The organism is Paenarthrobacter sp. CCNWLY172, from assembly GCF_037402035.1.
Taxonomy (GTDB): Bacteria; Actinomycetota; Actinomycetes; order Actinomycetales; family Micrococcaceae; genus Arthrobacter.
On the sequence record NZ_JBBEGB010000002.1, the window covers coordinates 1 to 19,655 of the forward strand.

At 62.8% G+C, this 19,655-nt stretch carries 21 protein-coding genes; 11 read left to right on the top strand and 10 right to left on the bottom strand.

Features of this window, described 5'->3' with window-relative positions; all coding sequences use genetic code 11:
- The first annotated feature begins 514 nt into the window (after window positions 1–514).
- Window positions 515–1,387, top strand: coding sequence for an NAD-dependent epimerase/dehydratase family protein (locus WBN73_RS02900; protein WP_337339637.1), 873 nt, complete (start codon window positions 515–517; stop codon window positions 1,385–1,387).
- A 95-nt stretch (window positions 1,388–1,482) separates the two neighbouring features.
- Here WBN73_RS02900 and WBN73_RS02905 read toward each other — a convergent pair whose 3' ends face one another.
- The 3 genes from WBN73_RS02905 to pdhA are packed head-to-tail and all read right to left on the bottom strand — an operon-like array spanning window position 1,483 to window position 5,098.
- Window positions 1,483–2,922 (bottom strand): dihydrolipoamide acetyltransferase family protein, encoded by a 1,440-nt coding sequence (locus tag WBN73_RS02905; protein ID WP_337339636.1) that lies wholly within the window; start codon window positions 2,920–2,922, stop codon window positions 1,483–1,485.
- Window positions 2,919–3,929, bottom strand: coding sequence for an alpha-ketoacid dehydrogenase subunit beta (locus WBN73_RS02910; protein WP_207596974.1), 1,011 nt, complete (start codon window positions 3,927–3,929; stop codon window positions 2,919–2,921). The genes WBN73_RS02905 and WBN73_RS02910 overlap by 4 nt, the downstream gene beginning before the upstream one ends.
- On the bottom strand, window positions 3,929–5,098 hold the full coding sequence (pdhA, locus tag WBN73_RS02915) for a pyruvate dehydrogenase (acetyl-transferring) E1 component subunit alpha (RefSeq protein WP_280627622.1): 1,170 nt from the start codon (window positions 5,096–5,098) through the stop codon (window positions 3,929–3,931). The genes WBN73_RS02910 and pdhA overlap by 1 nt, the downstream gene beginning before the upstream one ends.
- A gap of 195 nt (window positions 5,099–5,293) precedes the next feature.
- Between pdhA and WBN73_RS02920 the strand changes: the two genes are divergently transcribed.
- The 5 genes from WBN73_RS02920 to WBN73_RS02940 all read left to right on the top strand — a co-directional run bounded on the left by WBN73_RS02920 (window position 5,294) and on the right by WBN73_RS02940 (window position 8,901).
- The gene (locus WBN73_RS02920; RefSeq protein ID WP_207596972.1) at window positions 5,294–5,764 is read left to right on the top strand and encodes an Lrp/AsnC family transcriptional regulator; all 471 of its coding nucleotides are present in this window, start codon (window positions 5,294–5,296) and stop codon (window positions 5,762–5,764) included.
- A gap of 147 nt (window positions 5,765–5,911) precedes the next feature.
- On the top strand, window positions 5,912–6,619 hold the full coding sequence (locus WBN73_RS02925; protein WP_337339635.1) for a hypothetical protein: 708 nt from the start codon (window positions 5,912–5,914) through the stop codon (window positions 6,617–6,619).
- A gap of 128 nt (window positions 6,620–6,747) precedes the next feature.
- Window positions 6,748–7,155 carry a DUF4383 domain-containing protein gene (locus tag WBN73_RS02930; RefSeq protein WP_011774231.1) on the top strand — a complete coding sequence of 136 codons (408 nt, stop codon included), beginning with the start codon at window positions 6,748–6,750 and terminating at the stop codon, window positions 7,153–7,155.
- 44 nt (window positions 7,156–7,199) lie between these two features.
- Complete coding sequence (locus WBN73_RS02935; protein WP_207596970.1) at window positions 7,200–7,805, top strand: hypothetical protein; 606 nt, start codon at window positions 7,200–7,202, stop codon at window positions 7,803–7,805.
- Between the two features lie 76 nt (window positions 7,806–7,881).
- On the top strand, window positions 7,882–8,901 hold the full coding sequence (locus tag WBN73_RS02940) for a PHP domain-containing protein (protein WP_337339634.1): 1,020 nt from the start codon (window positions 7,882–7,884) through the stop codon (window positions 8,899–8,901).
- Between the two features lie 86 nt (window positions 8,902–8,987).
- On the opposite strand, the gene WBN73_RS02945 is transcribed toward WBN73_RS02940, so the two are convergent.
- Both WBN73_RS02945 and WBN73_RS02950 read right to left on the bottom strand, forming a co-directional pair.
- Window positions 8,988–10,607 carry a solute symporter family protein gene (locus tag WBN73_RS02945; protein ID WP_172322137.1) on the bottom strand — a complete coding sequence of 540 codons (1,620 nt, stop codon included), beginning with the start codon at window positions 10,605–10,607 and terminating at the stop codon, window positions 8,988–8,990.
- Window positions 10,604–10,984 (bottom strand): DUF485 domain-containing protein, encoded by a 381-nt coding sequence (locus WBN73_RS02950; RefSeq protein ID WP_207596968.1) that lies wholly within the window; start codon window positions 10,982–10,984, stop codon window positions 10,604–10,606. The genes WBN73_RS02945 and WBN73_RS02950 overlap by 4 nt, the downstream gene beginning before the upstream one ends.
- A gap of 207 nt (window positions 10,985–11,191) precedes the next feature.
- Here WBN73_RS02950 and WBN73_RS02955 point away from each other — a divergent pair, with 207 nt between their 5' ends.
- Genes WBN73_RS02955 through WBN73_RS02975 form a run of 5 tightly spaced genes read left to right on the top strand, consistent with a single transcriptional unit; the run spans window position 11,192 to window position 15,695 of the window.
- Window positions 11,192–12,394: a sensor histidine kinase gene (locus WBN73_RS02955; RefSeq protein WP_207596967.1), complete on the top strand. Its 1,203-nt coding sequence runs from the start codon at window positions 11,192–11,194 to the stop codon at window positions 12,392–12,394.
- 21 nt (window positions 12,395–12,415) lie between these two features.
- Window positions 12,416–13,135 carry a LytR/AlgR family response regulator transcription factor gene (locus tag WBN73_RS02960; RefSeq protein ID WP_280627619.1) on the top strand — a complete coding sequence of 240 codons (720 nt, stop codon included), beginning with the start codon at window positions 12,416–12,418 and terminating at the stop codon, window positions 13,133–13,135.
- Window positions 13,132–13,494 carry a hypothetical protein gene (locus tag WBN73_RS02965; RefSeq protein ID WP_337339632.1) on the top strand — a complete coding sequence of 121 codons (363 nt, stop codon included), beginning with the start codon at window positions 13,132–13,134 and terminating at the stop codon, window positions 13,492–13,494. Before WBN73_RS02960 ends, WBN73_RS02965 begins: the two co-directional genes overlap by 4 nt.
- Window positions 13,491–14,957, top strand: coding sequence for a sodium/solute symporter (locus WBN73_RS02970; RefSeq protein ID WP_207596964.1), 1,467 nt, complete (start codon window positions 13,491–13,493; stop codon window positions 14,955–14,957). The genes WBN73_RS02965 and WBN73_RS02970 overlap by 4 nt, the downstream gene beginning before the upstream one ends.
- A gap of 45 nt (window positions 14,958–15,002) precedes the next feature.
- Entirely contained in the window at window positions 15,003–15,695 is a 693-nt protein-coding gene (locus WBN73_RS02975; protein ID WP_337339631.1) for a hypothetical protein, read from the top strand.
- A 24-nt stretch (window positions 15,696–15,719) separates the two neighbouring features.
- Here WBN73_RS02975 and WBN73_RS02980 read toward each other — a convergent pair whose 3' ends face one another.
- From WBN73_RS02980 to tsf, 5 genes are all read right to left on the bottom strand, one after another.
- On the bottom strand, window positions 15,720–16,304 hold the full coding sequence (locus WBN73_RS02980) for a DivIVA domain-containing protein (protein ID WP_089594332.1): 585 nt from the start codon (window positions 16,302–16,304) through the stop codon (window positions 15,720–15,722).
- A gap of 20 nt (window positions 16,305–16,324) precedes the next feature.
- Complete coding sequence (locus WBN73_RS02985) at window positions 16,325–17,260, bottom strand: phosphatidate cytidylyltransferase (protein WP_337339630.1); 936 nt, start codon at window positions 17,258–17,260, stop codon at window positions 16,325–16,327.
- Complete coding sequence (gene frr, locus WBN73_RS02990; RefSeq protein WP_026541491.1) at window positions 17,260–17,817, bottom strand: ribosome recycling factor; 558 nt, start codon at window positions 17,815–17,817, stop codon at window positions 17,260–17,262. Before frr ends, WBN73_RS02985 begins: the two co-directional genes overlap by 1 nt.
- A gap of 102 nt (window positions 17,818–17,919) precedes the next feature.
- Entirely contained in the window at window positions 17,920–18,657 is a 738-nt protein-coding gene (gene pyrH, locus WBN73_RS02995; protein WP_207596961.1) for a UMP kinase, read from the bottom strand.
- 120 nt (window positions 18,658–18,777) lie between these two features.
- The gene (gene tsf, locus WBN73_RS03000) at window positions 18,778–19,614 is read right to left on the bottom strand and encodes a translation elongation factor Ts (protein ID WP_026541489.1); all 837 of its coding nucleotides are present in this window, start codon (window positions 19,612–19,614) and stop codon (window positions 18,778–18,780) included.
- Window positions 19,615–19,655: the final 41 nt, after the last annotated feature.

Below are 19,655 nucleotides of genomic sequence, written 5' to 3' on the forward strand. Positions count from 1 at the left end.
AAAACCGGCATCCCCTGGTTCATCCCCCCACCCCACATCGACCCACACCAAACACCCCGACGCAACCACCACCACACCCCCCACAGAACATAGGAAAGCGTCCGCAGAACAACAACACGCCAAACCGGTGACGCCGGGTCACGCCCAGCACCGTCCGAATAACAGGGCGACAGTCCGATAAAACGGTGCGCGGTCGGGGAGGGCCTGATGCTGGACGGCGCCTGATGCTGGGCGCGTCCGGCTCCGGCTGCGAAGGTCAGAGGAATCCCAGGGCAAAAGAAGCTGCCCGGCAAAGCTCCTGATCGAGCGGCAACCTGAGCGAGCGGCAACCCGTTTCGTTGTACTCGTATGCCCTGGGTCGTTCGTGTCTTCCTAGGACTCTCAGGGCCAGCCTGAGAGGCTGTTTTCTGCCGCCTCGCCGCCTAGGCTGAAACCCGGACCTTGCTGACTCAACGAAGCAGCTGAATCAACAAGGCGACAGGGTCAGGGACCAGCCACTATCGAGGAGCACATCATGAGGATTGCCGTCACGGGCGGAAGCGGAAAACTGGGTAGGAGCGTAGTCCGGCGACTCACGCAGGATGGCCATCAGGTGCTCAATATTGACCGCGCCGGGACCCGTGGCAAGGGCTACGTCAACGTGGATCTCCGTCATTACGGGCAGGTCCTGGATGTCATCCTGGGCCTGGACGACCAGCACCACGGTTTGGACGCAATTGTCCACCTGGCCGCCATTCCCGCACCAGGCCTTGCCCCCGACGCCACAATTTTCGAGAACAATATGGTGTCCACCTACAACGTGTTCCAAGCTGCCCGGCGGGCCGGCATCAAGAAGGTGGTCTATGCCTCCAGCGAGACGGTACTGGGACTTCCCTTCGACATCACTCCTCCCTACATTCCCGTGGACGAGGAGTACGCGGCCCGGCCGGAAAGCACCTACTCGCTGGTCAAGCATCTCGAGGAGCAGATGGCCGTCCAGCTCACGCGATGGGATCCGGAACTCAGCATCACGGCGCTGCGTTTCTCCAACGTCATGGACCCCGAGGACTACGACGCCTTCCCGTCGTTCGACTCTGACGCAAACCTTCGGAAGTGGAACCTCTGGGGCTACATCGACGCCCGCGACGGTGCACTGGCAGTGGTCAAGGCCCTGGAACATGGCGTGCCGGGTTTTGAGACGTTCATCATTGCCGCCGCTGATACCGTGATGAGCCGAAGCAGCGCCGATTTGGCCGCGGAAGTCTTCCCCGGCGTCGAGGTCCTCAAGGAACTGGGCGAGCACGAAACCATGCTGTCCATCGACAAGGCGCGCAGGCTCCTGGGTTTTGAGCCGGAACACAGTTGGCGCAATGTCCACTCCAACCGGACAACCCCCACCGAGGATTGACACCACCTGCCCGCTGACGCGCGACGGCCCACCCCCTAACCGCAGTTTCCTGCAAGCACTCGTAAGGGGATGGGCCGGCGCAGCTTCAGTTAACGCTAGATCATGGTCATGACCATGGCGGGATCTTCAAGGATGGCGCCCAAGTCGGCAAGGAACCGGGACCCTTGCTCGCCATCGACCAGGCGGTGATCGAACGACAGGCTGAGGGACATGACCTGCCGGACGGCGAGTTTGTCATTCACCACCCATGGCGCCTTCCGCACAGCACCAAGTGCCACGATAGCGGCCTCGCCAGGGTTCAGGATGGGGGTGCCGGCGTCGATCCCAAACACACCGATGTTGGTGATGGAGATGGTCCCGCCGGACAAGTCCGCTGGGGACGTCTTGCCCGCCCGGGCAGTATCGGTCAGTTCAGTGAGCGCCGTGGACAGCTCACGCAGTGTCAGCCGGTCAGCGTCCTTGATATTGGGTACCGTCAGGCCACGAGGCGTTGCCGCAGCGATGCCCAGGTTCACGTAGTTGAACTGGACGATCTCCTGGCTCGCCTCATCCCAGCGTGAATTCAGCGACGGGTTGTTGCCCAGCGCTACCAGGACCGCCTTGGCCGCGATGGTCAGCGGTGTCAGCTTGTAGCCTTCGAACGTGCGGCTGCCTTTGAGCCGGGCCAACAACTCCATGGTTGCCGTGACGTCGACGGTCAGGAACTCCGTCACATGCGGCGCGGTGAAGGCACTCTGCACCATGGCGGCGGCAGTGAACTTGCGGACACCCTTGATGGGAGTACGAGTTTCCCGTTCGCCCTGCGCTGGTGCAGCGGACACCTCGACCGGCGCCTCGGTACCCGTGAAGTTCTGGACATCCTCGCGGGTAATAAGTCCGTCCGGCCCGGTGCCGCGAACCAATTCAAGGTTGATCCCCAGGTCACGGGCCAGCTTTCGCACGGGCGGAGTGGAACGGGGTCGCTCAGGGCTTCCTTCTTCTGCACGACGTGCCGCTGTGGGCGCAACGATCGCTGGCGCCGCCGGAGTTACCGGCTCCTCCGGGGTTTCCGGCGTTGGGACCTTTATGTCCCGTATCTGCCCCCGGGCGCGCCGTGTCGGACGGCCGGAATGTTCGACGACGGCGCCGTACCCCACCAGGTTCGGCTCACGTTTCGCCGGGGCCCCCACCGCTTCAGTGCCGGCATTTGCCAGCGAGCCGTTGGCAGCGCTTTCGACGGCGGTCCGCTCACCGGCGGACCCGTTGCCAGCGGCCGGCGCGCCACCCCCAGTGGAAGACCCGGCGTCGTCGACCTCAAACGAAACGATCGGCTTGCCGACCTCCACCACCGTGCCAGGCTGCTCATGAAGTTCTGCAACCACTCCTGCGAAGGGAGAGGGCAACTCCACAACAGCCTTGGCGGTTTCCACCTCGGCGATCACCTGGTTCAGCGTGACAGTGTCCCCCACAGCCACCTTCCAGCTCAGGATTTCCGATTCCGTGAGGCCTTCACCAAGGTCCGGCAGCCTGAATTCCTTGATCATGGTGGCGGTCATCCTTCCAGTCCACTCAGCGAGTTGGGGCGGCCCAAGGCGCGGTCAACGCCGTCGAGAATCCTGTCCAGATCCGGCAGATGGTGCATCTCCAGCTTCGAGTAAGGGTAGGGCACATCGAAGCCGGTGATGCGGACGGGAGCGGACTCCAGGTAATGGAAGCACCGTTCAGTGATGCTGGCGGCGATCTCCGCACCCAAGCCGCCGGACTGGCCGGCCTCGTGGGTGATAACCAAGCGGCCCGTCTTGCGGACAGATGCTTCCACCACGGGGTAGTCCACGGGGGCCAGTGAACGGAGGTCGATGACTTCCACGGACAGGCCTTCGTCAGCCGCTGCCATCGCGGCGTCCTTTGCTGTCTTCACCAGCGGACCGTAGGCGACAAGTGTCACGTCAGAACCGGCATTCACCACGGCGGCTCTGTCCAACGGAAGTGCCGTGGAGAGGTCGATGGTTTCGTCCACATCACCCTTGTCGTGATAGCGACGCTTGGGTTCAAAGTAGAGGACGGGATCATCGGAGGCGATCGCCTGCTGGATCATGGTGTAGGCATCCTGCGGATTGGACACTGCCACAACCCGGAGACCGGATGTATGGGTGAAGTAGGCCTCGGGCGACTCTGAATGGTGTTCCGGCGAGCCGATGCCACCCCCGAAGGGAACGCGGATGGTGATGGGCATCTTGACCCGCCCCTGGGTGCGGTAGTGCATCTTGGCGACCTGGCTGACAATCTGGTCAAACGCAGGGTAGATGAAGCCATCAAACTGGATCTCGCACACGGGACGGTAGCCGCGGTAGGCCAGACCCACCGCGGTGCCGATAATGCCTGACTCAGCCAGGGGGGAATCGATGACCCGGTGCTTCCCAAAGTCTTTCTGAAGTCCGTCGGTGACGCGGAAAACACCACCGAGCGCGCCAATATCCTCACCCATCAGGACAACTTTGGGATCGTTTTCGAGCGACTTCCGGAGGCCGGCGTTGATGGCGCGGGCAAACGTGAGCTTGGACATCAGAGTGCACCTTCCTCGACTGGCTGGTTGAAGCTGTTCAGGTAGCGCGAGTAATGGTCCTTCTGGCGTTCAATCCAGGAATGGGGCGTGCTGTAGACGTGGTTGAAGACGTCCAACGGCTGCGGGTCCGGCATCTCGATACAGCTGGAACGGAGCTCGGCTGCTACCGCGTCAGCCTTCCTTTTGACGCGGGCCTCGACGTCCTCGGTGAGGAGGCCTTTGGCCTCCAGGAGCTTGCGCAGCCGCAGGATGGGATCCTTGGCGGCCCAGTCTTCGAGTTCGATCGGGTCGCGGTACCGGGTGGGGTCGTCGGCAGTGGTGTGCGGACCCATACGGTAAGTGACGGCCTCGATAAAGGTGGGTCCGCCGCCATTGCGTGCCCGGTCCAGGGCGACCCGCGTGGCAGCCATGACAGCGAGGACATCGTTTCCGTCAACCCGCATGCTGGGAATTCCGAATCCAGTGGGCCTGTCGGCCAATTGCACGTGCGACTGTACCCGCACAGGTTCTGAAATGGCCCAATGGTTGTTCTGGCAGAAGAAGACCACGGGAGCCTGGTAGCTGGCGGCGAACACCATGGCCTCGTTCACGTCGCCTTCACTTGTGGCGCCATCGCCGAAGTAGGCGAGGACCGCAGTGTTGGCTCCATCCAACTGCACGCCCATGGCGTAGCCGGTGGCGTGCAGGCTCTGGGATCCGATGATGATCTGGGGCGTCGCCAGGTTGATGCGCTGCGGGTCCCAGCCATAGGAAGCATTGCCCCGCCACACCCTGGCAATCTCGGAGAGGTGGGCTCCACGAACGTAGGCTACGCCGCTTTCGCGGTAGCTGGGGAAGACGAAGTCGTCATCGCGCAGGGAGCGGCTGGAGCCGATCTGCGACGCCTCCTGCCCCAGGAGCGGTGGCCACAATGCCAGTTCGCCCTGACGTTGGAGCGCCGTCGCTTCGGCATCGATGCGGCGGATAACTGTCATGTCCTCGTACAAGGAACACAACTGCTCATCTCCGACATCCTTCACCCAGACATCGAATTCGGGATGGCTGATCCGTTCGCCTTCCGGCGAGACCAACTGGAGCAGATTGCCGCCAGTCCTCAGGGGAATTTGTGCACTATGTCCAGGGCCCGGAGTGTCGTGATGCACTCCCTTGCCCGCCTGATCCGTCAACACAGGTGATCGCAACCTTCCGGCTCGTTTTCGTCGGCGCTGACTGGACTTGTGATCCTGCCGCAGACCGGCCCTCCGGCACCTTCGCCGAAGTTAATTGTGACCCTACTCACAACGCGCATCAGGTACAACTACCCTTCCGAAAATTGAGCATTCTGCCCTGTTTCGCTTGAACACACCGTGCTAATCTTGCGCATTATGCAACCCCTGGATGGCACTGACACCCGGCTCCTTTCCGCGATGGCAAAGGACCCCCGCGGGACAGTGGTGGCGCTGGCCCAAAGGCTGGGCCTGTCCCGCAATACGGTGCAAGCCCGCATGGCCCAGCTGGAGAAGAAGCACGCCTTCCTCTCCTTTGAACGAAGGATCAACCCGGTTGCGCTCGGCTATCCGTTGACTGCATTCATCACGGTCCACGTCCAACAGCAAAAGCTGGCCTCCTTGGCGCAGGACCTGGCAGACATTCCGGAAATCCTTGAAGGCTTCGGCCTCACAGGATCGGCGGACCTGCTGTTGCGTGTTGTTGCCTTGGACGCGGAGGACCTCTACCGCATCAATGGAAAAATCCTCGGCTGCGAAGGGGTGGAACGGACCGACACAGCACTGGCAATGCGTGAGATGATCCCGTACCGCGTCCAGCCGCTCCTTGGAAGGCGCTCCGGGGACTGAACTCCCTCCCCACCTGCGGGTATTGGCAGCCCGGTACTTGCCCGTCGAACCCGCATGCGATTGGATGCAAGAGGACGTACCGGGGACCGGCCAGAGGTCCCCGGCCATGTGGTGGCGCTGCCGAAGGCTGCCGAAAGGGGCACTACCGTGAGCAACCCGCAACAACCCGAACCCAACTACCCGGGCCAGAACCCGCCGCCGGTGCCGCCCGGGCCCGGGTACCCCCCTCAGACCGGCGGCGCGCCGCAGTGGCAACAGCCGCCGTCGTCCGCTGCTCCCCAAGCCGGCGGGCCCCAAGCCGGAGGGCCCCAATACGGCGGCCCCCAGTACGCAGCCGCCGGCCAGGAGCCGTACGCCCACAACCCTTATCCGCAGGGCCAATCCCAGTCCGGACAGTACCCTCCGGGCCAATTCGGCCAGCCACCGGCCCGGAAGAGCAGGAAGGTTTTGTGGATCGTCCTCAGCATCGTCGCCGGAGTGATCGTGCTGGCGGTGGTGGGCGTGCTGCTGCTGGTCAATCTGGTGGGCAATGCAACGTCCAAGGCCAGGTCCTTGGCGGACGAATTCACCAATTTGGTGGTCTCCGGCCAAACCGAGCAGGCCTACGACAACTACCTGAGCCAGCCCCTGAAGGATGAGCTGGACAAGCAGTCGTTCATGGACGGCATTGCCAGCCTGGAACTGGATAGCTCGTGCAAGCCGAACTACAACTCGGTGAACGTCAACAACAACAACGGCAACAACAAAGCCGATCTCTCCGGTGCCTTGCAATGCGACGGCAAGACCATTGATCTCCACTACGTTTTCGAGGGCAGCAACGACCTCAAGATGAGCAGCATCCGCCTCCGGCCCTAACCGCCGGAAAGAATTTCCGTTACACCACCCATCCACCTGCGCTTATGGTCCGAATCACTGCTTGAGAGCCCCACCCGGGGCTCAGCAGGACGGCCGGGATATCCGGCCATCACCGGAAGGTTCGGACCATGCGTACTTCGCCCAATCGCCTGATCGCCACCATCTTCGGAGCCGTCTACCTCTTGGTAGGCGTGCTCGGATTCTTTGTCACCTCGGGAATCGGCTTCTTCGCCACCGAGGGCGCCAACCTCATCATCTTCGCCGTGAACCCGCTTCACAACATCATCCACCTGGCCATCGGCGCTGCCCTTCTTTACGCCGGTATGAACAGCGTCACGCTGTCCAAATCCGTCAACACGGCCGTAGGCGGCGTGTACCTCCTGGTGGGTATCCTCGGACTCTTCCTGGTGGGTTCGTCCCTGAACATCATCGCCCTCAATGGCGCAGACAATGTTCTGCACCTCGCCAGCGCCGTGGTCCTGCTGGGTGTTGCCCTGTCCCAGGACAAGGCAGCCGTAGCTTCCGCCCGCGCCTGATCCGCCTGATCACCGAGTAAAGCAGCGAAAGGACGGCAAGAGCCATGGAACGCAGACACCACCCCACACTGAACGCAGCGACCCTCCTGTTTGTTTATTTCGCAGCGATGGCCGCCGGGATGGTTGAGCTTTCCCTTGCCGCCGGATATCTCACTGGAACGGCGTCAGCGACACCCGGGATGGTGGCAGCCGGCGTGGCGACCCTCGCTGCGGGCCTTGCCTTTTTGGCCTGGTCCCTGCGGGGGCTGCACCGCAACTCCCTGGTCATGGCACGGTTCGCTCTTCCTGTCCTCGCTGTTACGGCTGCTGCTCACCTCGCAGTCACAGTTGCCGGGATCAGTTCCCTGCGCTCACTGGACGTGAGCCACTTTGCCGCCCTCGGCCTGACGCTCATGGCTCTTGCCGGAGCCGGCTGGCTGAGGCGGCAGCACAAGACCAACGACGGCGGCGCCCACGGCCAGCCAAGGACCGGGCGGCTTCTGGCAGCCGCGTTCGGAGCCGCCGTCGTTGTTGCTTCAGTTGCAACACCAGGACTGGCCGCCTCAATGGCAGGACAGCACGCTGTCCCTCATGGCGAGCACGGCCAAGCCCCGCACGGAGAAAACGGCCAGGGCTCCAATCCCGCCCTGGACCCGGGTCGCCACCACTAGCTGACGGCGACCCGCCCGGCGCACCATTGACACTGCCCACTGTTGATGGTGCGCCTGGTTCGTGGATCATGGAGCCATGGATCCCATAGAGGCGCTCGACGAAATCTCTTTCTGGCTTGAACGCAGCCAGGCCCCCACCTTCAAGGTCCAGGCCTTCCGGAAAGCGGCCGACGCCGTGCGGCAGCTTTCGCCCGAAGAGTTGGCCAAGCTTGTGGGCACCGGGCGGATCACCAGTCTCAAAGGCGTCGGCAACCGCAGCGCCGAAGTCATCACCCAGGCCCTCGAAAAGCGGATCCCCGAATACCTTGCGGACCTGCGCCAACGGGGCACCGAATCGTTGGCATCCGGAGGGGACACGCTCCGGGCAGCACTGCGCGGCGATCTCCACAGCCACAGCAACTGGTCCGACGGCGGCTCCCCCATTGAATCCATGGTGGCAGCGGCACGGACCCTCGGCCGTGAATATCTTGCCCTTACCGACCACTCCCCCAATCTCACCATTGCCAATGGACTGAGCGTGGAGCGGCTTGAGAAGCAGCTCGGCGTCGTGGAGGGAATCAACTCATCCCAGGATGGCTTCCGCCTGCTCAAGGGCATTGAAGTGGACATCCTCGAAGACGGAACCCTGGACCAGACTCCGCACATGCTGGGCCAACTGGACGTGGTGGTGGCCAGCGTCCACTCCAAACTCCGGTCAGACAAGAAGACCATGACCACGCGGATGTTGGGCGGCATCACCGATCCCCACACCAACGTGCTGGGGCATTGCACCGGACGCCTCGTCCAGGGATCACGGGGTACGCGGCCCGAGTCCGAGTTCGATGCCGCGAAAGTCTTCAAGGAGTGCGCGGAGTGGGGTGTCGCCGTCGAAATCAACTCCCGTCCCGAGCGTCAGGACCCACCGGACAACCTCATCACAATGGCTCTGGACGCCGGCTGCCTGTTCAGCATCGACAGTGATGCCCATGCTCCTGGCCAACTCGACTTCCTGCAGTACGGTGCCGAACGCGCCGAAGCCCTGGGGGTCCCCACAGAACGGATTGTCACTACCTGGCCGCTGGAACAACTGACGGAGTGGCTCAGCCTGAAGAAGTAGGCTCAGCCTAAAGAAGTAAGGCTCCTCCTGCGCGTTGTTCGCAGGAGGAGCCTTCCTTTTGGGTTACTGATTTGTTTGAGGCGGTGCTAGTGGTCTACCGCCTTCTCGGCACCGACGCCGGTCAGCGAGCGCACTTCCATCTCCGCCTGCTTGGCCGGATCTTCGCGCCGCTTGTCCAGAACGGTTCCGAGCCATCCCAGGAAGAAGGCCAACGGGATGGACACAATGCCCGGGTTGCTCAGCGGGAACAGGGCGAAGTTCGCTCCGGGGATCATGGACGTCTTGGCGCCCGAAACCACGGGTGAGAACGTGATGAGCAGGATGGCTGCAGCCAAACCGCCATACATGCTCCAGACTGCGCCCTGGGTGGTGAACTTCTTCCAGAACAGGGAGTAGACGATGGTGGGCAGGTTCGCCGAAGCTGCAACTGCGAAGGCGAGCGCCACCAGGAAGGCTACGTTCTGTCCGTTGGCAAAGATGCCGCCCAGGATGGCAAGCACGCCGATCACCAGTACCGTCCGACGGGCCACCTTCACCTCGGTGATGGCATCCGCTTTGCCTTTGGCAATGACGTTTGCGTAGATGTCGTGGGCGAAGGATGCAGCCGCCGTGATGGTCAGACCAGCCACCACCGCCAGGATGGTAGCGAAGGCAACCGCCGAAATGAAGCCCAGGAGCAGAGGGCCGCCAAGGTGGAAGGCCAGCAGAGGTGCGGCGGAGTTGACGCCGCCGGGTGCGGACTTGATGGTTTCCGCCCCCACCAGGGCTGCGGCACCGTAGCCCAGCACCAGGGTGAAGAGGTAGAACAGGCCTATCAGCCAGATCGCCCAGACCACGGATTTGCGGGCTTCCTTGGCTGTCGGGACAGTGTAGAAGCGCATCAGCACGTGGGGCAATGCAGCTGTGCCCAGGACCAGGGCAAGGCCCAGGGACATGAAGTCGAGCTTGGACGTTTCGGTCTTTCCATACTGCAGCCCGGGGTTCAGGATTGCCGGGTTGTTGGCCGCTTCAGCGGCAGAGCCCAGCAGGCTGGACAGGTTGAAACCGTAGATTGCAAGCACCATTGCTGTCATGACCCCTGCACCGGCAATGAGCAGGATGGCTTTGATGATCTGGACCCAGGTGGTGCCCTTCATGCCACCGATGAGTACGTACATGATCATCAAGGCGCCGACGACGATGATCACCAAGGCCTGGCCGCCCCAGTCGCTGATGCCCAGCAGGAGCGAAATGAGGCTGCCTGCTCCTGCCATCTGGGCGAGGAGGTAGAAGAAGCAGACGGCCAAGGTGGAGAGGGCAGCCGCGATTCGGACAGGGCGCTGACGCAAGCGGAAGGACAGAACGTCAGCCATGGTGAACTTCCCGGTGTTGCGGAGCAGTTCAGCCACCAGGAGCAAAGCCACGAGCCAGGCGACGAGGAAGCCGATGGAGTACAGGAACCCGTCGTAGCCGTTGATGGCGATGGCGCCGGTAATGCCGAGGAAGGATGCCGCCGACAGGTAGTCTCCGGCGATGGCTGTGCCGTTCTGCGAACCAGTGAAGGATCGGCCTGCTGCGTAGTAATCTGCTGCGGTCTTGTTGTTCCGGCTGGCCCGGAAGACGATCACCATGGTGACCGCGACGAAGAGGGCGAAAATGCCCATGTTGAGCAGGGTGGTGTCTTTCAGCGCTTCGACGTTGACTGCTGCCGGGACCATGGTGTTCATTTGACTCCCCCGCTGATCACTTTGCCGTCCTTATCAAATTCGTGCCCCTCGATCTCATGGCGGATTTCAGCAGCGATGGGGTCCAGCTTCCTGTTGGAGTAGCTCACGTACCATGCCGTGATGCCGAAGGTAGTGACGAACTGCAGCAGGCCGAGGATCAGGCCGACGTTGATGTTGCCCCATACCTTGATGGACATGAAGCCCACCGCGTAGTCGGCCAAGAGAACATATGCGAAATACCAGAGCAGGAATACGACTGCCATCGGGAAGACAAAGCTGCGGTGCCGCTTGCGCAGTGTCTTGAACCGTTCCGTCTGTTGAACTTCCTGGAAGTCCACGGACGCTTTTTCGTCCTGGGGTTGGGCCTCATTACCCATGGTTCCTCCTGATTGTGATGAGTCCACACCAGCTCCACACGCCTGCCAATGTGACTGCAATCACTATCGAACGCCGCCCGGTGCCTGTTCCAGAGCATCGCGCCCTGCCATCGCTCAACGGTTGCGGTGCTGCGCCAAACGGTGGAATGTGAACCACGTTCCGTGGAATCGGGGCGAGGTTCAGGAGCATCCGGCTACGCTGGCCTTATGCCCGACTCCCCGCTGTTCACCGCCGCTGCCATCGCCGTGATCGTGCTGGCCATCGCCGTCGTCGTGGGTGTTGGGCTCAAGGTCATGCGTTCCTTCCGGGACCTGGGCACCGACGCTGAACGCGCCACTTACAACACTTTGCACGCGGCCTCCCGGGCCGGGCAGCATCTCCGTGGCGGCCTCCAACCGGCCGGTGCAGCGAAAGCGAGCAAGCAACTGCGCGTACTGCTGGGCTGCGATGCCTTGGCCATCACGGACACCGGTTCTGTGCTCGCGTGGGACGGTACAGCCGAGGAACTCAGGCCGTCGCTGATGCGTCTTGCGGCCGAGGTCCTGGCCACCGGCCGAACCGCGGTGGTGCCGCACGCCGGGCATCGGACCACTGCCAAAGCCGAGCATGGAAACCATGATTTCAGTGCCGTGATCGCTCCTATCCGCTCCGGTTCCAGGGTGGTCGGCTCCGTGGCAGCCCTGGCGCCGGCGGCAGGTGCCGGGCTGGTGAGGGCCACCAGCGAGGTGGCCGACTGGATAGCCGCCCAGCTGGAACTGACGGAACTCGAAGCCTCCCGGACCTTGCTGATGGAGGCTGAGGTCAGGGCGCTGCGTGCCCAAATCAGCCCGCATTTCATCTACAACTCCCTCAATGCCATTGCCTCGTTCATCAACACCGACCCCGCCCGGGCCCGTGAGTTGGTGGTGGAGTTCGCCGACTTCACCCGGTACTCCTTCCGGCGCCACGGCGACTTCACCACTTTGGCCGAGGAACTGCGCTGCATCGACCGTTATCTCCTGCTGGAACGGGCACGCTTCGGCGAACGCGTCCAGGTAAGCCTGAGGATCGCCCCCGAGGTCCTCAGTACGGTCATCCCGTTCCTCAGCCTGCAACCTTTGGTCGAGAACGCAGTCCGGCACGGGCTGGAGGCCAAGGAGGGCCCGGGCCATATCACCATCTGCGCCAACGATTCCGGTGCTTTCGCTGAAGTAACCATCGAAGACGACGGCGTGGGCATGGACCCCGACCACCTTCGGTCAGTGCTCGCCGGGCACACGGATGGAATCCATGTGGGCCTGCGCAACGTGGATGCCCGCTTGCGCCAGGTGTACGGGGACGAGCACGGGCTGGTCATCGACACTGCTCCCGGGGAAGGAACCCTGATCACCATGCGGGTGCCGAAATCCCAGCCCGGCCATGACGCCTGAGGCGACGGTTAGTCTTTAAACATGATCAACGTGCTCGTCGCTGATGACGAACTTCCCGCCGTGGAGGAGCTTGCCTTCCTGCTGGGACGGGATGAACGGATTGGCGCCATCCACCGGGCCTCCTCCGGTGCTGAGGCGCTGCGGACCCTGGAAACGGAGTCTGTCGACGCCGTGTTCCTCGATATCCACATGCCGGCATTGTCCGGCCTGGACATCGCACGGGCCATTTCCCGCAGCAGCCATCCACCCGCCGTCGTTTTTGTCACCGCTGATGAAGAGTGCGCACTGGAAGCTTTCGACCTCGCCGCGATCGACTACCTGCTCAAGCCGCTGCGCGCAGAACGGCTGTCCCGTTCCGTGGACCGGATCAGCGACCTGATCAAGGAAGGCACCCCTGCGCCGGAAATGATTACCGTGGACCTCGGCAGCACCACCCGCATGATCCGCCGGGACGATGTCACCTACGTCCAGGCCCAGGGCGATTACGCGAGGTTGCACACAGCCGAAGCCAGCTATCTCATCAGGGTTCCCCTCAGCGACCTTGAACAGAAGTGGGCAGAGGCAGGCTTCATCCGGATCCACCGCTCGTACCTGATCGCCCTGAACCACGTCCAGCACCTCAAGTTGGCTGCAACGGGTCCCAGCGTCGCCGTGGCCGGAGCTGAATTGCCCATCAGCCGACGCCACCTGCCTTCCGTCCGGGACAAACTGCAGTCCACGCGTATCCGGCCGCAGGGATGACCCGCGTCCGTGTGACGGCACCCCGCCAGCCGGCCACAGCGGCTCCCGGGCGGCCGCCATACCCGCGCGAGGTCGCCGAAGACTCCGACGCAGGCAAACTCTTCATCCGGTCCCTGATCCGCTCGCAGTTGCGCCTGGCGCTGGTGGTGGCCTGTTGCTTCCTGATCATCCTCGTGGTGATCGCACTGTTCCTCGTGTACGGGCCTGGCGTGGCAGAAACAAGGATATTCGGCATCCCGCTGGACTGGATGGTGCTGGGCGCCGGCATCTACCCGGTGATTGGCTTGAGCGCCTGGCTATACAACCGCGCGGCGGCCCGCAACGAGGCACGCTACAGGGACCTGGTGGAGGACAAATGAACCCGGCTGTGGGCCTGTTTGCGTTCCTTGCCGTGTCACTGGCGACGGCAGTCATCGGCTTCTACGGTCTGCGCATCTCGCGGACAACCGGCGACTTCTACGTGGCTTCGCGAACCGTCCCGCCCTGGTGGAATGCCTCCGCAATCGGCGGTGAGTACCTGTCTGCCGCCAGCTTTCTTGGCGTCGCCGGACTGATCCTGCTCTCGGGAACGGACGCACTCTGGTTCCCCGTGGGCTACACCGCCGGTTACTTGATGCTGCTGCTCTTTGTCGCCGCTCCTCTGCGTCGCTCAGGTGCCTACACCATTCCCGACTTCACCGAAGCCCGTCTGGATTCCGCTCTGGTCCGCCGCGTGACCAGCCTGGTGGTGGTAGCCGTTGGCTGGCTGTACATCGTCCCGCAACTCCACGGGGCGGCGCTCACCATCCGCATCACCACAGGCCTGCCGTCGTGGGTAGGCTCGACGGCGGTTGTTGTGGTCGTGTGCCTCACGGTAGTGGCAGGTGGCATGCGTTCCATCACGTTTGTGCAGGCCTTCCAATATTGGCTGAAACTGACTGCCCTGGCAGTTCCGGTGGTCTTCGTGCTGCTGGTGCTGGCTGGTAACGGCACCGGACCCCAGGCGCCGCTTCCCATCAACCCCACCGGCCAGCCCTCCGCCGGCGCGTACCAGCACATTTCCCTGTTGGTGGCGTTGCTCTTCGGAACGCTGGGCCTGCCCCATGTCCTGGTGCGGTTCTACACCAACCCGGACGGGCAATCCGCCCGGAGAACCACACTCATTGTGCTGGGCCTGCTCTCCGTCTTTTATCTTTTTCCCACAGCATCCGGCGCGGTGGGACGAATGTTCGCGCCCGAACTCGCACAGTCCGGCCAGGCCGACGCCTTGGTCCTCCTGCTCCCCGGCAAGCTGATAGGGGGCACCGCCGGAGACCTTCTCTCCGCCCTCGTCGTGGCCGGAGCCTTCGCCGCTTTCCTGTCCACCACCTCGGGGTTGGTGGTTTCGCTGTCAGGCGTCATCAGCCAGGACCTCTTCGGCGGAAGCGTCAGGGGCTTCCGCCTCGCAGCGGTGCTGGCCGCCGTCGTTCCTTTGGGCTTTGCCTTAATGACCGACAGCCTGGCCCTGGCCGGGAGCGTTGGCTTGGTCTTCGCGTTCACAGCCTCGACCATCTGCCCGGTCCTGCTCCTGGGAATCTGGTGGCGCGGCCTGACCGACGCCGGTGCGATTGCCGGAATGCTGACCGGTGCACTGCTCTGTGGTGGTGCCATGGTGATGGGTACGCTCATGGGATCAGGCAACGCGCCCGCGTGGCTTGCCCAGCCGGCAGCGTGGAGCGTCCCGGCAGCGTTCGCGGTGACGGTGGTCGTTTCCCTTGCAACGAAAAGCCGTGTGCCTGGGTCTGTGAACCGCGTCATGTCGCGGCTGCACGTTCCGGAGCGGCCGGTGGTCACCGAGCGCTAGGCCCGGCCTGTTGTCCGCGCAGCAGCCAGGGTGGACAATGACGCCATGTCCGAGGAACCGGGCGCCTCAAGCCCAGAGCCGCCGGCAAGACCGACGGAGTTGTCACCGAGTGTCCGCGCTCAATTGCTGGCCACCGAGCACTGGAGCCTGCTCGCCTCACGCAGTACCACCCAGGGCGAAGTCCTCACACGCATCAGCATGTTCCTGACCTTCACTTCGGCAAGCCTGTTGAGTGTGGCGCTGGTGGGTAACGCAACACAGTTTTCAGATGCCTTCAGGGCCTTCGCGCTGACCGTCCTCAGTATCGACCTTGTGGTTGGCCTGCTCACTCACGTCCGCGTCATGAGTGTGGGCATGGAGGACCTGATGTACGTCCTGGCGATGAACCGCTTGCGGGCGGCCTACGTCGACATGGATCCCGGCATAGGGCCGTACCTCATGGCCGGCGCCCACGATGACGAAGAAGGCGCCAAAAGGACGTACTACTTCCTGGGCGTTCGGACAGACTTCAGCCAGGTCGCTGGCAGCAGCATGGTCTTCATGGGCTTCGTCAACTCGGCCTTGATCGCTCTCCTGCTGGGGTCGGCACTGCTGACAGCCGCGCTTCCCCCAGTGGTGGCAGTCCCCGTCGCCGTTCTGGTCGCCCTGGCCTTCTTCGGCACATCACTGGTCCGCGGCCACAGACGCTACCTGGCAGTGTGGAAGAACCACCCGCCTGTTTCCCCCAGCACCCATTAGCCCGCCCGATGAGCAGGGTGTGGATTAGTCGATAGCCGCCATGAGCTCCACGGCGCGGGCCAGGAACGCGTCCACCTGGGCTTCTTCGTAGCCTTCATCGCCCTTGGCCGCCCGGAACACGGCCCGGCGGACAGTGTCCACGCTCAGGACCTGGTCGTGTTCAAGGTATCCCACCAGTTCAGCACACAGTGCGTCCACGTCCTGGATGTTGTAGCTGCGCGCCCGCCTGCTGGAAGGTCGACGGAACCGCTCGCCATCGGGCCGGTGAAGCCGGCCCCGCAGGATGCCGGAGAGTTTGCCGATCTGGCGCAACCAGGCTTCTTCGCCCTGCTGGCTGATCAGGTCGTCACGCTCGCGGCGTGCAAACGCATCCTCGAGCCGGTCCAAGGCGGCGTCCACGCTGTGGGCGTCGTACCCGCCTTTGACGGGATCAAAGGCCACGTCCCGCACGTCCACGCTGGCCACCTGGTCAGCGGTACCCACGGGGTTCTCGAACGACGTCCTGGCTCGCTGGAGGAACTCGTCAACTTGTTTGGCGTTATAGCCGTACTTGCTGCGCTCCACGCGATCGAACGTTGCGGGAATCTGGCGTCGAATATCCACGGACACTAATTTTCCTTCGTTGATTGTCAGACGCCGCTGAGCAGCGCGAACAGAACATAGGCTACAGGGGCCGCGAACACAATGGAGTCCAGGCGGTCCATGACGCCACCGTGGCCGGGCAGGATACTGCTCATGTCCTTGACCCCCAATTCACGTTTGACCATGGACTCGGCAAGGTCGCCTGCCGTAGCTGCGGCCACCATGCCAACGGCCAGGAGCAAGCCCACCCACCAGGGCTTGTCGAGGAGGAAGATGCAGGCCAGGACGCCAATCAGCATGGCTCCACCCACCGACCCGGCGAAACCCTCCCACGACTTTTTGGGACTGATTTTTGGAGCCATCGGATGCTTCCCGAAGGACGCCCCAACGATGTACCCGAACGTGTCATTGGAAACGACCAACAGCAGCATGGACGCAATCTGCCATGCACCTTCGGGGATCCCATCCGGCCAAAAGCCCACAGGAGTGGGGCCGCTGGTGGTGTGCAAGGACAGCGACGCGAAGCTGATGAGGAAAGGAATCCACGCCAGGGTAAACACACCGGCGAAGACGCTCCGCGGCGCTCCAGCGGCGCTCTCGATGGAACGCCAGAGCAAGACGGCCACGGAACTCGCCGTCATGGTGAACAGCAGACCTTCCAGGCCGCCGAAATAGGCCGATACCGGCATCACCAGGCTGCCAACCATCACGGGGATGATCGGCATCCTGGTGCCCTGGGCTTCGAGGGCCCGGAAAACTTCCCACACACCCAACACAGCAAAAGCCGTGGTGAGCAGGACGAATCCCAAGGGGAGGAAAAGCAATCCGCCCAAAACCGCCAGAAGCATGGAAAGGCCGACGCCGATGGCCGCCGGAAGGTTCCGGCCGGCCTTTGGCGTGGGGTTCGTCCGTACGCGCCTGGCGCGCTGAGGGGTATCGTGTGTCGGGACCCGTCCAGCGGGTGCCGGCTCAGCCTGGTTCATCAGACCTCGAGCAGCTCGGCTTCCTTGCGCTTGAGCAGCTCGTCGATGCTGTCAACGTGCTGCTTGGTCAGGGCGTCGAGCTCCTTCTCAGCGCGGGCACCCTCATCTTCACCGGCTTCGCCGTCCTTGACGAGCTTGTCCAGCGTGTCCTTTGCCTTGCGGCGGATGCTGCGGATGGAGACCTTGGCGTCTTCACCCTTGCCCTTGACAATCTTGACGTACTCCTTGCGACGTTCCTTGGTGAGCTCAGGAATGGTGACGCGGATGACGTTGCCGTCGTTCGATGGGTTGGCACCAACCTCGGAATCGCTCAACGCCTTCTCAATGTCGCGCAGAGCGGTTTTGTCGTAGGGCGTGATGAGGATGGTCCGGGCATCGGGAACACCGAAGGAAGCCAACTGCTGGAGCGGCGTGGGGGTGCCGTAGTACTCGACAATTACCTTGTTGTAGAGACCGGGGTTCGCCCGACCCGTACGGATCGTAGCGAAATCGTCCTTGGCTACCTCAACCGCCTTGTCCATCTTTTCGCCGGCTTCGAGCAAGGTCTCTTCGATCACGGGTTTCTCCTCAGAAATAAGTTGCTGCCCTCATGCAGGCCGCAGTGCACAGTAAAGATCCGCCGTGAAAGGCGGAAGGTCCTAGAAATATCCTAGCCCCAGCTAGGGAGTAACCAGGGTTCCCAGCGTTTCGCCGAGGATGGCACGGGTAACGTTGCCCTCACCTTCCATGCCGAAGACCACCATGGACAGTTTGTTGTCCTTGCACATGGTCATGGCCGTCTGGTCCATGACGCGGATGTCCCGGCGCAGGGCGTCGTCGTAGCTGAGGACATCCAGCTTCTCGGCTGTGGGGTCCTTCTTGGGATCGGCAGTGTAGACGCCATCCACACCGCTCTTGGCCATGAGGACCACGTCAGCATGGACTTCGAGGGCACGCTGGGCCGCTACGGTATCAGTGGAGAAGTAGGGCAGTCCGGCGCCTGCACCGAAGATGACAACGCGGCCCTTCTCCATGTGGCGGATAGCACGGCGGGGAATGTAGGCCTCGGCAACCTGGCCCATGGTGATGGCGCTCTGGACGCGGGTTTCAACGCCTGCCTGCTCCAGGAAGTCCTGCAGGGCCAGACAGTTCATGACCGTGCCGAGCATGCCCATGTAGTCGGCGCGGGAACGGTCCATACCGCTCTGGGACAGCTCTGCGCCGCGGAAGAAGTTGCCGCCGCCTACGACGATCGCAACTTCGACGTCGGACACGGCTGCCGCGATCTGCTTGGCGATGGCCCGGACGGTCTCAGGATCGACGCCGAGCTTGCCTCCGCCGATGACCTCGCCGGAAAGTTTCAGAAGTACACGTCGGCGGGTCTTCTCGGGCTGGATTGCAGTGTTGACGGTTTCCATGGTGCCTCCCGTTGGTGGACTCTGGCTAGATTATCGTGCTGTGGGTCCGCGCAGGTACTACCCGGACGGGTGCATGAAAAAGGGGCGGCCACCGAAGTGACCACCCCTTTTCATGAATTACTAGTTTCCTACGCGGAAACGGGTTACTGCGGTTGCCTTGACGCCGGCTTCTTCGAGGACCTGTGCAACGGTCTTCTTGGAATCCTTGGCGAATGCCTGGTCAACCAGAACTTCGCCCTTGTAGAAGCCCGTCACGCGGCCTTCAACGATCTTCGAAAGAGCAGCTTCGGGCTTACCTTCAGCCTTGGCGGTCTCTTCGGCGATACGGCGCTCGGACTCGACCAGTTCGGCCGGAACGTCGTCGCGGGTCAGGTAGTTCGGAGCCATGGCTGCAACGTGGACAGCGATGTCGTGTGCGGCGGTGGCAGCGGCTTCGCCTTCACCGTCAACAGCGAACAGGACGCCGACCTGGGCCGGAAGGTCCTTGGAAGTCTTGTGCAGGTAAGCGTCAACCGTGGTTCCCTCAACGCGGGAGATACGACGGACGACAACCTTTTCGCCGAGGACAGCGCCCTCTTCGACAACAACCTCGGACAAGGGCTTGCCGTCAACCTCGGTAGCCAGCAGGGTCTCGAGATCGGCTGCGCCGGACTCGACTGCAACGTTGAGGACCTTGTCAGCCAGCTGGATGAACTTGTCAGCCTTGGCAACGAAGTCAGTCTCGCAGTTGACCTCGATCATTACGCCAACGCCGCCGTTGACCTTGGCAGCAACCAGGCCCTCAGCGGTCGAACGGCCTTCACGCTTGGTAGCGCCCTTGAGGCCCTTGATGCGGATGATCTCGATGGCCTTCTCGGCGTCACCGTTGGCTTCGTCAAGAGCCTTCTTGACGTCCATCATGCCGGCGCCGGTGCGCTCGCGCAGGGCCTTGATGTCAGCAGCAGTGTAGTTCGCCATGTGAACCCCTCTGTCTAGAATTTGTGTGTTTACGGACTGAC

Excerpts from the sequence above, each read along its gene's own strand:
- WBN73_RS02945 (WP_172322137.1), bottom strand. The coding sequence starts at position 10,607 with ATGAACACCATGGTCCCGGCAGCAGTCAACGTCGAAGCGCTGAAAGAC.
- WBN73_RS02960 (WP_280627619.1), top strand. The coding sequence starts at position 12,416 with ATGATCAACGTGCTCGTCGCTGATGACGAACTTCCCGCCGTGGAGGAG.
- tsf (WP_026541489.1), bottom strand. The coding sequence starts at position 19,614 with ATGGCGAACTACACTGCTGCTGACATCAAGGCCCTGCGCGAGCGCACC.
- WBN73_RS02905 (WP_337339636.1), bottom strand. The coding sequence starts at position 2,922 with ATGACCGCCACCATGATCAAGGAATTCAGGCTGCCGGACCTTGGTGAA.
- WBN73_RS02985 (WP_337339630.1), bottom strand. The coding sequence starts at position 17,260 with ATGAACCAGGCTGAGCCGGCACCCGCTGGACGGGTCCCGACACACGAT.
- WBN73_RS02900 (WP_337339637.1), top strand. The coding sequence starts at position 515 with ATGAGGATTGCCGTCACGGGCGGAAGCGGAAAACTGGGTAGGAGCGTA.
- WBN73_RS02955 (WP_207596967.1), top strand. The coding sequence starts at position 11,192 with ATGCCCGACTCCCCGCTGTTCACCGCCGCTGCCATCGCCGTGATCGTG.
- pyrH (WP_207596961.1), bottom strand. The coding sequence starts at position 18,657 with ATGGAAACCGTCAACACTGCAATCCAGCCCGAGAAGACCCGCCGACGT.
- WBN73_RS02935 (WP_207596970.1), top strand. The coding sequence starts at position 7,200 with ATGGAACGCAGACACCACCCCACACTGAACGCAGCGACCCTCCTGTTT.
- WBN73_RS02975 (WP_337339631.1), top strand. The coding sequence starts at position 15,003 with ATGTCCGAGGAACCGGGCGCCTCAAGCCCAGAGCCGCCGGCAAGACCG.
- WBN73_RS02940 (WP_337339634.1), top strand. The coding sequence starts at position 7,882 with ATGGATCCCATAGAGGCGCTCGACGAAATCTCTTTCTGGCTTGAACGC.
- WBN73_RS02970 (WP_207596964.1), top strand. The coding sequence starts at position 13,491 with ATGAACCCGGCTGTGGGCCTGTTTGCGTTCCTTGCCGTGTCACTGGCG.
- WBN73_RS02920 (WP_207596972.1), top strand. The coding sequence starts at position 5,294 with ATGCAACCCCTGGATGGCACTGACACCCGGCTCCTTTCCGCGATGGCA.
- WBN73_RS02965 (WP_337339632.1), top strand. The coding sequence starts at position 13,132 with ATGACCCGCGTCCGTGTGACGGCACCCCGCCAGCCGGCCACAGCGGCT.
- WBN73_RS02930 (WP_011774231.1), top strand. The coding sequence starts at position 6,748 with ATGCGTACTTCGCCCAATCGCCTGATCGCCACCATCTTCGGAGCCGTC.
- WBN73_RS02950 (WP_207596968.1), bottom strand. The coding sequence starts at position 10,984 with ATGGGTAATGAGGCCCAACCCCAGGACGAAAAAGCGTCCGTGGACTTC.
- WBN73_RS02910 (WP_207596974.1), bottom strand. The coding sequence starts at position 3,929 with ATGTCCAAGCTCACGTTTGCCCGCGCCATCAACGCCGGCCTCCGGAAG.